Origin of the sequence: Sorangium sp. KYC3313, assembly GCF_052075895.1 — a bacterium.
Classification (GTDB): domain Bacteria; phylum Myxococcota_A; class Polyangia; order Polyangiales; family Polyangiaceae; genus Sorangium; species Sorangium cellulosum_B.
The window spans coordinates 3,904,756-3,917,788 of record NZ_CP197255.1 but is presented as its reverse complement, the minus strand read 5'-3'; the positions used below and the strand labels follow the sequence as shown (position 1 = coordinate 3,917,788).

9 protein-coding genes are annotated in these 13,033 nt (G+C 71.5%); 4 read left to right on the top strand and 5 right to left on the bottom strand.

Annotation, left to right across the window (positions count from 1 at the left end; all coding sequences use genetic code 11):
* Positions 1 to 74: 74 nt before the first annotated feature.
* Positions 75 to 1,340 carry an oligosaccharide flippase family protein gene (locus ACSRUE_RS15240; protein WP_441291627.1) on the top strand — a complete coding sequence of 422 codons (1,266 nt, stop codon included), beginning with the start codon at positions 75 to 77 and terminating at the stop codon, positions 1,338 to 1,340.
* Between the two features lie 52 nt (positions 1,341 to 1,392).
* Here the strand turns inward: ACSRUE_RS15240 and ACSRUE_RS15235 are convergent, their stop codons facing one another.
* From ACSRUE_RS15235 to ACSRUE_RS15225, 3 genes are all read right to left on the bottom strand, one after another.
* Positions 1,393 to 2,280, bottom strand: a complete 888-nt coding sequence (locus ACSRUE_RS15235) for a sugar transferase (protein ID WP_441291626.1) — start codon at positions 2,278 to 2,280, stop codon at positions 1,393 to 1,395.
* Positions 2,281 to 2,342: 62 nt separating this feature from the next.
* Positions 2,343 to 3,140 carry an SDR family NAD(P)-dependent oxidoreductase gene (locus ACSRUE_RS15230; RefSeq protein ID WP_441291625.1) on the bottom strand — a complete coding sequence of 266 codons (798 nt, stop codon included), beginning with the start codon at positions 3,138 to 3,140 and terminating at the stop codon, positions 2,343 to 2,345.
* A complete protein-coding gene (locus tag ACSRUE_RS15225) occupies positions 3,133 to 4,221 on the bottom strand; it encodes a radical SAM protein (protein ID WP_441291624.1) in 1,089 nt (362 codons plus the stop codon). Before ACSRUE_RS15225 ends, ACSRUE_RS15230 begins: the two co-directional genes overlap by 8 nt.
* 104 nt (positions 4,222 to 4,325) lie before the next feature.
* Here ACSRUE_RS15225 and ACSRUE_RS15220 point away from each other — a divergent pair, with 104 nt between their 5' ends.
* Complete coding sequence (locus tag ACSRUE_RS15220; RefSeq protein WP_437764875.1) at positions 4,326 to 5,264, top strand: UDP-glucuronic acid decarboxylase family protein; 939 nt, start codon at positions 4,326 to 4,328, stop codon at positions 5,262 to 5,264.
* 40 nt (positions 5,265 to 5,304) lie between these two features.
* On the opposite strand, the gene ACSRUE_RS15215 is transcribed toward ACSRUE_RS15220, so the two are convergent.
* Positions 5,305 to 6,252: a glycosyltransferase family 2 protein gene (locus ACSRUE_RS15215; RefSeq protein WP_441291623.1), complete on the bottom strand. Its 948-nt coding sequence runs from the start codon at positions 6,250 to 6,252 to the stop codon at positions 5,305 to 5,307.
* A gap of 295 nt (positions 6,253 to 6,547) precedes the next feature.
* Here ACSRUE_RS15215 and ACSRUE_RS15210 point away from each other — a divergent pair, with 295 nt between their 5' ends.
* Both ACSRUE_RS15210 and ACSRUE_RS15205 read left to right on the top strand, forming a co-directional pair.
* Entirely contained in the window at positions 6,548 to 8,185 is a 1,638-nt protein-coding gene (locus ACSRUE_RS15210) for a hypothetical protein (protein WP_441291622.1), read from the top strand.
* A 146-nt stretch (positions 8,186 to 8,331) separates the two neighbouring features.
* The gene (locus tag ACSRUE_RS15205; RefSeq protein ID WP_441291621.1) at positions 8,332 to 9,525 is read left to right on the top strand and encodes a winged helix DNA-binding domain-containing protein; all 1,194 of its coding nucleotides are present in this window, start codon (positions 8,332 to 8,334) and stop codon (positions 9,523 to 9,525) included.
* 311 nt (positions 9,526 to 9,836) lie between these two features.
* On the opposite strand, the gene ACSRUE_RS15200 is transcribed toward ACSRUE_RS15205, so the two are convergent.
* Positions 9,837 to 12,722, bottom strand: a complete 2,886-nt coding sequence (locus ACSRUE_RS15200) for a hypothetical protein (protein WP_441291620.1) — start codon at positions 12,720 to 12,722, stop codon at positions 9,837 to 9,839.
* Positions 12,723 to 13,033 lie beyond the last annotated feature (311 nt).

Sequence of the window (13,033 nt, the reverse complement as noted above, 5' to 3'; positions counted from 1 at the left end):
ACCGCACCGCGATCGGGGCGATAGGGGAGCGGCATGCGCGCGCGGCGACCTCCGGCGAAGGATCTCCTCCAGCCATGACGTCGTCGGCGCTCCGCGAGGACGCCCCGCCGCCGGCGAGGCGAAGCGTCTCGGGCAGCATGGCGCTGAAGACCGCGAGCGATCTCGTCTCGCGCGGCGTCCGCATGCTCCTCGCCGTGGTCGCCGCGCGGCACCTGGGGCCGGCGGGCTTCGGCGACTACAGCTACGCCTTCGCCGTGGGCTTCCTGCTCGGCGAGCTCGCGGACCTCGGCCTGCACCTGTTCATCGCGCGGGAGGTGGCCCGCGATCCCGGCGCTCCCATCGGCCCGCTCGTGCGCCTCAAGCTCGCCGTGACGCTGGCCGCCGGCGCCGTCGGCCTCGTGGTCGGCCTCCTCGCGGGCGCGGCCTCGCCACGCCGGACGCTCGTGTGGCTGCTGACGGCCGCGTGGCTGATGGCCTCGTTCGTCGAGATGCTCAACCAGGTGTTCCGCGGGCACCAGCGGATGGATCGCGAGGTGCTGGTGGCGGTCACCATGGCGGTCACGTCCTTCGGGCTGGGGACGGGCGCGCTGCTCTCGGGGCTCGGCGCGCTCGGCCTGGCGTGGGCCCTCGTCGCGGGCCACCTGGTCGCCCTCGCGCTGGCCCTGGCCCTCGCCGCCCAGCTCCTCGAGCGCCGGCAGTGGTCCAGCGAGGGCGCGGCGCTGCCGCAGGGCTTCCTCCGTGAGGCCGGGCCGCTCGCGGTGGTGATGCTCGCCAGCCCCCTCTACTTCCAGCTCGATCTCCTGATGCTGGGCTGGATGAGCACCCCCCACGCGGTCGGCGACATGAGCGCGGTCCAGCGCATGATCGGCGGCGCCATGATGCTGCCGGGCGTCGTGCGCGCGGCGGTCTTCCCCGCCTTCGTCGCCAGCCGCTCGGCGAGCGCCCGCAGGCGCCTCGCCACGCTCACCTTCGTCGGGCTCATGGCCGCGGGCGCGCTCATGAGCGCCGCGGTGTGGTGGATGGGCGGGCCGCTCGTCCGGCTCGTGTTCGGCCCCGACTACGCGAGCGCCGTGCTGCCGCTGCAGCTCCTGACCACGGCGCTCGTGTGGATGGTGCCGGAGCTCGCCATCGGCCCGATGCTCTTCGCCGCGGGCCAGCAGCGCCCGTACGCGGCCCTCTGGACGGCCACCGTGCTCCTCATCGCGGCCGGGGACCTGTGGGCGGTGCCCGCGCACGGCGCCGCCGGCGCGGCCGCGGTGAAGCTCGTCGTCACGCTCGGCCTGGTGGCCGGCGAGGTGATCGTCCTCTTTCGCGTCAGGGACCACCTCGGGGCCTCCTGAGCGGCCGGCGAGCGGTCCTTTCACGGCGTCGTCGATCGCCCGGCGCACGGCGTCAGTAGCTCCCCACGCCGAAGAGCATGCGCAGCGGCGTGATCGCCATGATCTTCAGGTCGCCCCAGAAGCTGGCGTTGGTCAGGTAGTAGATGTCGAGGATGACGCTCTGGTCGAAGGTTACCTGGTTGCGCGCCACGACCTGCCACAGGCCGGTGATCCCGGGCCGGCCTTCGGTCCGGAGGCGGTGCCACGGCTTGAGCGCGTCGAACTCCGCCATCGGATAGGGCCTCGGCCCCACCAGGGCCATGTCGCCGGTGAGCACGTGGAGGAGCTGGGGGATCTCGTCGAGGCACAGCCAGCGCAGGACGCCGCCCAGCCGCGTGACGCGCGGATCCCTTGGGTCCTTGGGGATGACGACCCCATCGTCGCGCACGAAGCCGGGGATCTCGCCGCGGATGACCGAGAGCCGCGCGGCGTCGCCCCTGTCCTCGCCGTCCCGGCGCTGCGTCCGCATCGTCCGGTACTTGAAGAACCGGAACGGCTTCCCGCGCAGCCCTGCGCGCGGGGCGATGTGGAACGGCCCGCCCGGGGACTCGAGGTGGATCAGCAGCGCGATCGTCAGCCACAGCGGCGCGCCCCCGAGCAGCACCGACAGGGCCACGAGCCTCTCGACGGCCCGGGTGGCCGCGGCGTCGAGGCCGCCCCGCTCGCCCGAGCCGAACCGGACCACCGGGAGCCCCTCCGCGGTCCGCTCGGACAGGCCGAGGCGCGCCGCGAGCCACTCGAGGTCCCGCGAGGCGATCGCGACCGCCTGCGCCCGCCCGCGCGCCCGCCGCAGCACCTCCCCCACCGCGTCGAGGCCCTCGACGACGACGGGGGCGCCCGGATCCAGCGGAGGAGGCGGCGCGGTTGCTCCTTGAGGGAAGGACGTCGTTGCACAGGTCAAGAAAACCTCCTGGTGGTCTCCGGTCCGGCGTCGCGGCGGCTCCCCCGCCCTGCCGTCTCGCCTCAGCCCTCTCTCAGCTGCTCCCCGAACGCCCGGCGCGTCCGCCACCGCGCCCACGCCGGGAAGAGCTCTCCCACCACGCTGCGGAGGCGGAGCCGCAGCGGAGCGCCGCCCTGCGCCCGCGGCGCGCGCCAGAGCGCGGCCACGCTCTCGGCGACCCGCTCCACCGCGACGCCGCCGTCGTGCGGCCGGGACACCGAGCCCCGGCGCCGCCGCTCGTCCTCGTGCAGGCCCGTGTCCACCCAGCCCGGGTGCACCTGGGAGACCCGGATCCCCCGGGGCGCGAGCTCGAGCTCGAGCGCGTCGCTCAGCCCGCGGACGGCGAACTTCGTGGCGCAGTAGACGCTCTTCATGGGCACGGCGCGGAACGAGACCTCGGAGCCGACGTTGATGATGTGGCCGCCGCCGTCCCGCATCGCCTGCGCCGCGTGCCGGCAGCCGAGGATGACGCCGAGGAGGTTGGTGCGGACGATCGCCTCGACGTCCTCGAGCGCCATCTCGTCGAGGCGCCCGTAGCCCTCCCGGGCGGCGTTGTTGACGACGACGTCGATCCCGCCGAGGAACGCGCGCGCCGCGCCGAAGAAGGCGCGCTGGGAGGCGTCGTCGCCGACGTCCACCGCGCCCGTGCCGAGCCGGCCAGCGCCCTCGGGCGCGGCGCTCTGCTGCAACGCGAGGAGCGCGCGCTCGTCCCGCGCGCCGGCGAACACCCGGTGCCCCTCCGCGAGCGCGCGCGCGACGATGGCCCGCCCGATCCCGCGCGAGCCGCCGAGCACGACGATGGCGAGCGTCCGCTCAGCCACGCGCGACCCGCGCCAGCAGATCTCGCCCCAGGCTGCGCGCGAGGAGCCGCTCGCTGCTCACGAGGTGCTGCTGGTTGAGCCACGGCGCCGCGCAGGCGAAGCAGCCGTGATCGCGCAGGTGCTCCCACGCGGCCCGGACGCCGACCTCGAGCACGCTCCTGGCGGGGAAGTCCGCGAGCCGCTGGTTGCACGGGTACATGCGGCCGTCGCCGTCGATGAAGGCGTAGTACCGGCCCGCGCTGCACGGCAGGTACTCGAAGCGCTCCCGCCGCTCCTCCCGCGTGACGCGATCCCCGCCGTGGTGTTGCCACCAGCGCGCCATGTTCTCCCAGACGCGCTCGCGGAAGACCATCGGCGCCCCCCGGCGCTTCTGCTCGAGCAGCGCGTCCGCCAGGGCCTGCCGCTCGCCCGCGTCGAGGGAGTTGTCGCCGTGCATGCGCAGCTGCCGATCGGACTGCGGGGCGTAGGTCACGACGACCTCGAGCCGCGCGCCGAAGCGGCCCGCCAGCTCGAGGAGCCAGGGCACCTGGTCCTTGTTCCGGCGGTTCAGCACCGCCTTCACGATGCGCGGAATGCCGCGCGCCTGGCACGCCTCGAGCGCGGTCATGGCCACGGCGAAGGTCCCCTGACCGCGGTTCAGATCGTTAATCGGCTCCGGACCGTCGACGCTCACGACGATCGAGCTCAGGTCGGCGAGCTCGTCCACGCGCTCCTTGACGCGGAATCCGCTGGTGACCATTCCCACCGAGATCCCTCGGCTCACCGCCCGCTCGACGATGCGGCCGATGGATTTGTGCAGCATCGGCTCGCCGCCCGTGAGCGTCAGGACCGCCGTCCCCAGCGCCGCCGCCTCGTCCACGATCGCGAACAGCTGCTCGACCTTGAGCTGTCCGATGTCGTCGCGCCGGTGGTGGTAGTCGCCGTAACAGTACTCGCAGCTCAGGTGACATCGATTGGTGACGCACACATCCACCCAGATCGGGCGCGCTTCGCGGGCGAGCTTTGCGCGGACGAGCGAACCCAGGTAGCGAGGCGAGCGGTGCACGCCCGGCATGATAAGGAACTCGCCTCCAGATGTCATCCGGTCTTTGTAATACCTATTTCCTATGGTAAGAGGTTTTCGACCAATCACGGCGCCACGGCCCAGAGCTCTACCGAACAGCGCGTCAAGGAGGTATTTTTCCGATGAGTGCGAGCAAGCGAATCCTGGTCACGGGTGGGGCTGGTTTCCTCGGATCGCACCTCTGCGCGCGGCTCCTGGCCGACGGGCACCACGTGATCTGCGTCGACAGCATGGTGACGGGGCGTGACGAGAACCTCGGGCCGCTGCTGAAGAACCCGCGGTTCGAGCTGCACCGCTGCGACGTGAGCGAGCCGCTCCGCTTCGAGGTCGACCAGATCTACAACATGGCCTGCGCGGCGTCGCCCGTGAAGTACCGGGCTGATCCGGTGCACACGCTCAACACGAACGTGTTCGGCGCTATCAACGTCCTCCGCCTGGCGCAGGAGCTGGGGGCCCGGGTCCTGCAGGCCTCCACCTCCGAGGTCTATGGCGACGCGCTCGTCCACCCTCAGCACGAGGACTACTGGGGGAACGTCAACCCCATCGGGCCTCGGGCCTGCTACGACGAGAGCAAGCGGGTCGCGGAGACGTACTTCTGGGAGTACCGCCAGACCCGCAATGTCGATACCGTGATCGTGCGCATTTTCAATACCTATGGCCCGAACATGGACCGGAACGACGGCCGGGTCATCGCCAACTTCGTGGTAAAGGCGCTGCGCGGCGAGGCGCTGGAGCTGTACGGCGGAGGCCACCGCACGCGCTCGTTCTGCTTCGTCAGCGACCTCATCGAGGGGCTGGTTCGCGTGATGAACGCCAAGGACCTGACCGGACCGGTCAACCTCGGGAATCCGGCCGAGACGAGGATGCAGGACCTCGCCGAGCTCATCATCCGCAAGACCGGCGGGCGCGCGAAGCTGACGATGAGCGATGCCCTCGTCGACGATCCCCAGCGGCGCAGGCCCGATATCTCCCGGGCCACCGAGCTGCTCGGCTGGCGTCCTGTGGTGGATCTCGACTCGGGCCTCGATCGCACGATCGACTGGTTCCGCCCGCGCGTCTGACGCCCGGCGATGAGGGCGGGGAGCCTGCCGGGACGGGCGCTCAGCCGCCCTTCGACGGGAGGCGGCCGGAGGTGGCCATGACGCGCCCGCCGCGGCCGGCGCTGACGTCCGCCAGGATGCGGTCGCGCTGCGCCCGGATCCGCGCTCCGAGCACGCGGTGGATCGCAGCCCTGAGGGCCATTCCCCCGAGCCCGCGCGTGACCGCGAAAGGCCCCGGCGCCGATCTCAGCCGGTCGAGGAGGATCCTCGGCGCCGACTGCGCCGAGAGCAGGCGGGCGCCGTCGCGCCGGTAGAGCTCCGGGTAGCTCGAGCGGAGCTGCTCTCTCGCGGCGGCATTGCGCGCCAGCGCGCGGATCACGTCGGCCATGCTGTCCACCTCGAAGTGGATGGGCGCCTCGGGGACCACGACCAGCGCGTCGCCGGCGACGAGCGCCGTGAGCCACGAGTCCTCGGTCACGAGGTCGACGGGCAGCCGAGGGAGCGCCCCGGCAGGCAGGAGCCCCCGATCGGCCATCACCGCGCCCAGCCGATCGCGATCGATGGCGTAGAGGCGACCGGAGATGTAGTCCTGACCGAGGCTGGTCGTCAGCAGGCGGAGGACGGTGCCGAGCGGCGGCGGCGGCGCCCCGCGCGGCTGCTCGAAGGCCGCGGCGACGGCGGCGCGCGGAGAGCGCTCCAGGGCGCGCAGCAGGGCCGAGATGGAGCCCTCGGCGGGGCGCACGTCCGCGTCCGTGAACACGAGGCGACGGTTGCGCGCCCGGGCCACCAGGGCGTTCCATGCGTTGTTCTTTCCGAGCTCGCTCTCGATGACGGCGAGCCGCGGCTCCCGCCCCCGGAACGCCTCGACGACGCGCTCCGTGCCGTCCGTGCACCCGTTGAGACAGACGAGGATCTCGTCCACCTCGGGGCCGAGCCGCGACAGCTCGGTGAGGGTCGCCTCGATGGTGCGGACTTCGTTGTACGCCGGCAGACAGATGCTGGCAGTCATCGACTCCGACGCATACCACCACGCCGGCTCGGGTGTCACGCGACGCGCGCCGCGCGGGATGGCCGCCCAGGAACTCACGATGCTGACGATGCCGGCGACGCTGACGACGCTGACGCACCCGCATCCATTGCACGAATTTTATGCTTGGGTAAGTCTACTGATTATGTTAGCGTCGAAACAACCCCGCGTGACTACAAAGTCCGCCGGAGGTTCGCGCCGTCGCGCTGGTCTCGCGCCTGACGTCATCGTGATCCTTGGGTGTGCCGGTCCAGGTGCGGCGCTGAAGGGAGAGCTCATGCACAGGCTTTTTGCGTTCGTGCTCGCTGGCACGGTGCTTCTGGGAGCCTCGCCGCCGGCGCATGCGAAGCGGCCGATCCTCGCCGAGGGGTCGCCGATGCACGGCACCAATGGGATGAATGTGGGGCCGGATGGTCGGCTGTACGTCGCGAGCTTCCTTGGCAATGAGATCGCCATCGTGAACCGCAAGAGCGGAGCCATCGTGGATCGGCTCGACGCGTCGGACGGGATCGACGGCCCGGACGACCTCACGTTCGGCCCGGATGGCTCGCTCTACTGGACCTCGCTCATCCCTGGCAATGTCGTGCGGCACGCGCCGTCGGGCGCGATCACCCAGCAGTTCGTCGCGCCGGGGGTCAACCCCATCACGTTCTCCGATACGGGGCGGCTCTTCGTGGCGCTCGACTTCTTCGGTGACGGGCTCTACGAGGTCGATCCGGAGCTGTCGGCGCCGCCGCGCCACATCGCGAGCAACCTCGGCTTCCTGAACGGCATGGACTGGGGGCCCGACGGCAGGTTGTACGGGCCGATCTGGACGCAAGGCAGGGTGATCAGCATCGATGTGGACTCCTGCACCGGCGCGGTCGATCCGGACGTGGAGTGCGACCTCCAGACGGTCGCGGACGGCTTCTTCATCCCCGCGGCGGCCAAGTTCGACGGGCTCGGCCGGCTCCACGTGGTCGATCAGAACGGCGATGTGGTGCGGATCGACATCGAGACGGGCGAGAAGGAGGTCATCGCGGAGCTCACGCCGGGGCTCGACAACCTCGCATTCGACCCGCAGGGCAATCTCTACGTGTCGAGCGCCAGCGACGGCTTCATCGTCCGCATCAGGCCGAACGGCCATGTGCGCACGATCATGCCGGGCGGCATGATCATGCCCGGCGGCGTGGCCGTGACGACCGAAGGATGTGACGAGTCGGTCTACGTGGCCGATCTGTCGTCGCTGCGGAAGTTCGACGGGGACACGGGCGCTCCGCTGGGCGTCGAGCGGTCGTTCCTCGGAGAGTCGGAGTTTCACGCGCCTGCCACGGTGTCGGCGGACGGCTCGAACCTGATCTTGACCGCGTGGTTCAGCAGCGTGGTTCAGGCCTACGACCCGGCGACGGCGACGGTCCTCGAGACGTACAGCAACTTCGTCTCGCCGCTCAACGCGGTCCGGTTCCAGGGAGATCTCGTGGTGGCCGAGCTCGGCGCGGGGCCGGGCGCTGCGCGCATCGCCCGCCAGACGTCCGGCGGCCCCGTGACGCTCGCGCCGATGACCGTGCCCTCGGGCCTCGCGGTGTCGGGAGGCGACCTCTGGGCCGCCGACTGGGCCACGGGCCAGATCCTCCAGGTGGCGGCGGGGGGCGTGACGCTCTCTCCGCCGCTCGTGGTGGCCGACGGCCTGGATCAGCCGGAGGGGATGGCGGCCGATCTGGACGGCACCCTGCTCGTCGTGGAGGTCGGAAAGCGCCGCCTGCTGCGCGTCGACCCGTCGACGGGGGACACATGGGTCGTGAAAAAGCACCTCAAGGTGGGGCTCGAGGCGGTCACGGGGATGGTGCCGACCTATGCGTTGAGCAGCGTCGCCGTGGGCCCGTCAGGGACGGTCTATGTCTCTGGCGACAAGGACAACGTGCTTTATCGGTTCTGACCCGATCGCGACGAGGCGGCGCTGTTCTCGTTCGTCTTCGCCCCCTGAGTCCAGACGTGAGGCGCGCCGCCTGCTGCTCTGGCCAGGAGCAGCAGGCGGGCGGCCCATAGAGGTTGAGCCTCGTTTCGAGTAAGCTCGCGGGCTGCATGCCCGCCCCGACGCTGACACGAAGAGACCTCAACCGGGCCACGCTCGCGCGGCAGATGCTGCTCGCGCGGGAGCAGACCTCGGCCGTCCACGGGATCGAGCGGCTGATTGCCCTCCAGGCCCAGCTGGCTCGGCCGCCGTTCATCGGGCTCTGGTCCCGGCTCGCGGCGTTCCGGCGCGAAGAGCTCGTCCAGCTCGTCGTGCGCCGCGAGGTCGTCCGGGCGCCGTTCCTGCGCGGCACGCTGCACCTCGTGAGCGCAAGGGACTACCTGGATCTGCACCCGGTCATCGCGCCGGTGCTCCACGCCGCGACGCGGTCGGTCCTCCGCGAGCGCGCGGACGCCCTCGACATCGCCGGGCTGGTCGCCGAGGCGCGCGCGTACTTCGACGCGGAGCCGCGGACCATGGACGAGCTGCGCGACCACCTGGCCGAGCTCCACGCCGACGGCGACGTGCGGGCCATGGCCCTCGCGGTTCGCATGCACCTGCCGGTCGTCCAGGTGCCCGCCGAGACCCCGTGGGGATACCCGGGAACGGCGGACTTCGCCCCGGCGGCGTCCTGGCTCGGCAAACCGCTCCGCGACGGCGGCGCGCCGCAGGCGCTCGTGCTCCGTTATCTCGCGTCGTTCGGCCCGGCGACAGCGACCGACGTGCAAACGTGGTCCGGCCTGACCCGCGTCAAGGAGGTGCTCCACGCCTTGCGAGAGCAGCTCTGCGTGTTCCGCGACGAGCGGGGCCGGGAGCTCTTCGACCTGACCGACGCGCCGCGGCCGCCCGCGGACACACCCGCGCCGGCCCGGTTTCTACCCGATTACGACAACCTCCTGCTCGCGCACGACGACCGCACGCGGGTCATCGCGGACGAGCATCGCCCGCGGATCGTCATGTCCGCCAACCTCCGCATCCTGCCGACGTTCCTCGTGGACGGGTTCGTGGCCGGCACATGGACGGTCGAGCGGAAGAAGGCCACGGCCGCGCTGGTGCTCGAGCCGTTCGAGGCCCTTGGCAAGGCGGCGCGCGAGCAGCTCGCCGAGGAAGGGGAGGCGCTCCTCCGTTTCATCGAGGAGGACGCCGGCGCGTTCGAGGTGCGCTTCGGGAAGGCGGGAGCCGCGAAGGCGCCGGCGGCGCGGGCGAAGGCGAAGAGCGGCGGAGCCGCGAAGGCGCCGGCGGCGCGGGCGAAGGCCACGAGATGAGGCCGCCAGCTGACAACCCCCTCATTTTTCTGGCATTGTAGCGAGAAAATCAAACAGGGAGGCGGGGAGACAGGGAGATTCACGGGATTTCACTCCCCTTCTCCCCGCCTCCCTGTGAATCTCGAAAGGCGCGCGGCTCGTCAGGGTCGGAGAGCTCCAGAAGGTCTGCCACTCGCCGTCGTCCCCGAGCACCGCGACCCACCCGTCTTTTTCATGGGGCCTGCTCTCGCTGTGGAGTGAAGGCGGCCCATCGGTAGACGATGGGCCGGATCGCTGTAACCGATCCAGGTCGGGTCGCTGGGTCGCTCGACCTACGGCGCCAGCTTCACGAGAAAAGCGTCCTCGGTGCCGTCCGCGGCGAGCGCTCCCCCGCCGAGGTCGACCTCCCCCACCGTGCTCCCGGCGACGAACATGTGGCCCGCGCTGTCCGCGGCGACCGACAAGCCCCGCTGGACGTCGGGACCGGTGAGCTGCGCGACCGACAGCAGGTCGCCCGCGCCGCTCAACCTGGCCGCGAAGGCGTCGTAGTCGCTCTGGCCCCAGGTGGAGAACGGGCTCCCGCCGAGCTCGCCCGCCCCATAGAAGCTGCCACCGAGCAGCAGGTTCGCCCCATCGCTCGCGATGCCCGATACCCACACGTGCAGCCCGAGACCTTTGCTCCAGAGGTGGTTGCCGAGCGGATCGAGCTTCGCCAGGAACGACTCGTTGGCCTCTGGCGAGCTCGACAGCGGCTCGCCGCCGAGATCCAGGGTCGACCCGAACTTGCCCATCACGAAGAGGTTGTCGTCCGCGTCCACCGCGACGGCCTGGCCGGACTGCCACGCGTCGTCGCCGAAGTTCTTGCTCCACAGGTGATTGCCGAGCGCGTCGTACTTCACGATCAAGACGTCGTCCGAGCGCCGCGTGGCCTTCGACAGCGGCCCACCGCCGAAATCGGCGCTCCCCCGCAGCGCGCCCACCACGATCACGTTGCCGCCCCCGTCAGCGGTCGCGCTCCACGGATGCATGTAGTCCGTCCCCACGAAGCCCCTGCTCCAGAGGTGCTCGCCGCCCGGAGAGAGCTTCACGAGGAACGCACAGTAGCCGACCGTGTTCCTCGGAGGGACGCGGCCGCCGCCGAAATCGATGCCCGTCTCGGAGCTGCCGGACAGGAAGATGTTCCCCGCGCCGTCGACCGCCAGCGCATCGAGCGACTTCACGCCGCCGGTGCTCAAGCGCTTGCTCCAGAGGTGGGTGCCGGACGGGTCGTATTTCGCCATGGCGATCGCCGGGATGCCGCGGCCGACCGGCCCGCCGCCGAGGTCGAGGTCGAGCGATGCATCGGCGCCCACAAGAACGACGATGTTGCCGGCGCTGTCCACGACCATGCGCCGGATCGGGGTCGGCGAGAGCGGCGAGCCCACGTCGAAGGCCCTGCTCCATAGATGCTCGCCGGTCGGAGAGAGCTTCCCCAGGAAGATCGCGGGGCCCCCCGGCGCGAGCTCTCCGCCGCCGAGATCCACGACGCCGCCGAGCGCGCCCAGGAACACCGCGTTGCCGCCGCCGTCCGCCGCCACCTCCAGGATGGAGTGTTGTACGCCGTTGTCCTGCATCCCTTCGCCGAGGTGGCACTGCGACGCATCGCCTCCGGTCGCTGGCGCGAACTCCACCACGAAGCTGTCGTCCCAGCCGGGGCGGCAGCCGGTGAATCTGTGATCGCGGCACTCGATGAGATCGCCTGGCTGGAACTGACCGTCGTAGCGGCCCGCGAGCATTCCCCGCGGACCTTGTTCGGTGATCTTCCAGGCGAGCCCCGCCGCGCGCTGGTCCTGGGCGTCGCCGGCGCGGCGGCTCCAGAGAGGCGCGCCGCTCCCGTCGAGCGCGGCGTAGAAGACGTCGTCGCCGCCGGCGCTCGTGAGCGGCCCCGCGCCCAGATCGATCCGGCCCTGGAACTCCCCCGCGAGCAGGGACACGTCGCCCTCCGCATGGACGATGGCCTCGCCGTGCTGCTCGGCCTCGCCTCCGAAGCGCGCGCTGTGGAGGTGATCCCCGGTCACGCTCAGCCAGGCCACGAAGACGTCGCTGCCCCCCGCGCTCACGAGCGGCCCCCCGCCGAAATCCGCCTGTCCCTCCAGATCGCCTATCAGCAGCACCTCGCCCGTCTCGCGCGCGTCGAGATCCCCGACATGCTGGTCCTGGGCGTCGCCGAAGCGCTTGCTCCAGAGGTGCTCGCCGTGGGCATCGAGCCTGGCCACGAACACGTCATCGCCGCCCGCGCTCACGAGGGGGCCGCCCCCGAAATCCGCCTGCCCCTGCAGATCGCCGGCCACGAGGACGTCGTCTGCGCTGTCCACCGCGATCGCCTCGCCGCGCTGGTCTGCGGCGTCGCCGAACCGCTGGCTCCACACGGCATTGCCGTCCGGATCGAGCTTGGCGACGAACACGTCGTCGCCGCCGGCGCTCGCGAGCGGGCCGCTGCCGAGGTCCACGGTTCCCTGGAACAGGCCCGTCACAAGGACATTTCCTCCGCTGTCCGCCGCGACCGCCTCGCCGCGCTGGTCTGCGGCGTCGCCGAAGCGCCGGCTCCAGACGTGTTGGCCGCCTGCGTCGAGCTTGACGACGAAGATATCGTCGCCACCGGCGCTCGTGAGCGGGCCGCCGCCGAAATCCACGGTTCCCTGGAACAGGCCGACCACGATGACGTTTCGGGCGACGTCCACGGTGATGGCGCGCGCCCGCTGGGCGCCTGGGCCGCCGAACCTCTGGGACCAGAGGGGTATGTAATCCCATTCGGGAACGTCGCTGTCGCGCACGAACTTCACCACGAAGGCATCGTCGCCGCCTGCGCTGTACATCGAGCGCCAGCCGTTGCGATCCATGGCCCCTGCGAAGTGGCCGGTGACGATCATGCCGCCGTCCGAATCGATGGCGACGTCCGTGGCGACCTGCGCGTGAGCGCCGCCGAAGCGCTTGCTCCAGAGATGGCTCCCCGCGGGCGGGCATGCCGACGCGACTCCATCGCAGTGCTCGCCGCCTGCGCCGCCCGTGCCGCCCGTGCCGCCGGCGCCGCCCGTGTCGCCGGCGCCGCCTGTGCCGCCGGCGCCGCCCATGCCGCCCGTACCGCCGGCGCCGCCCATGCCGCCCGCGCCGCCCGTGCCGCCCGTACCGCCGGCGCCGCCCATGCCGCCCGCGCCGCCCGTGCCGCCGGCGCCGCCCATGCCGCCCGTGCCGTCCGTGCCACCCGTGCCCCCAACGCTGTTTGAGCTGCCCGTGCCCCCGGCGCTGCCTGCTCCCCCCGCCTCGCCGGCGCCTCCCGCACTCGCCTCGCTGGTAGTCGGATGCGACCCCGCTCCGGTGCTGGAGCCACCCTGCTCACCGACGTCGCAGGCCAGCGCCGGCGCGGTGATCGCCAGCAGGACAGCTGCCCTTGTCAGCGGGCGCGCCCCGCGGCCCGATCGCCGTCGTCCTCGCAACTCCTCCCTCATGCCCATACCTCCTCCACCCAGGCCGCTCTGTTGCGCCAGTGCGA